This window comes from Nocardioides abyssi, assembly GCF_030412915.1.
Classification (GTDB): Bacteria; Actinomycetota; Actinomycetes; order Propionibacteriales; family Nocardioidaceae; genus Nocardioides; species Nocardioides abyssi.
In genome coordinates this window covers 1-383 of record NZ_JAUHJR010000050.1, presented here as the reverse complement: position 1 = coordinate 383, position 383 = coordinate 1, and the positions used below count along the sequence as shown (strand labels likewise).

At 70.8% G+C, this 383-nt stretch carries 1 protein-coding gene; it reads left to right on the top strand.

Going from position 1 to position 383, the window contains the following annotated elements:
* Nucleotides 1-75: 75 nt before the first annotated feature.
* Nucleotides 76-383, top strand: a 308-nt coding sequence (locus QWY29_RS19855) for a cyclic nucleotide-binding domain-containing protein (RefSeq protein WP_300962967.1), incomplete at its 3' end; no start/stop codon positions are given.

Genomic DNA, 383 nt, shown 5'->3' with positions numbered 1-383 from the left:
GGGTGGTTGCCAGCCCGCAGCGGGTCCGCGAGGATCACGGCGGGAGGGACCCCGAACCCCCGAAAGGTTGTGCCCGTGGCCGGCTCGTTCTTCAGTGCCTTCACCCCCGAGGAGATCGCCAAGATCTCCTCCGCAGGAACCCGCGTGACCCTGCCCGAGGGCTGGGCGCCCATCTCGGAGCGCACCGGCGCCGACAAGGCCTACATCCTCCTGTCGGGCACCGTCTCGGTGCGCCAGCACGGCGAGGAGATCGCCCAGCTCGGCCCCGGCGACATCATGGGCGAGGCCGCGATCGTCAACCACTCGCTGCGCACCGCCAGCATCGTGGCCCTCAGCCCGCTCGAGCTGATCCACTTCACCGCCGCGGCGCTCAACAAGCTCGC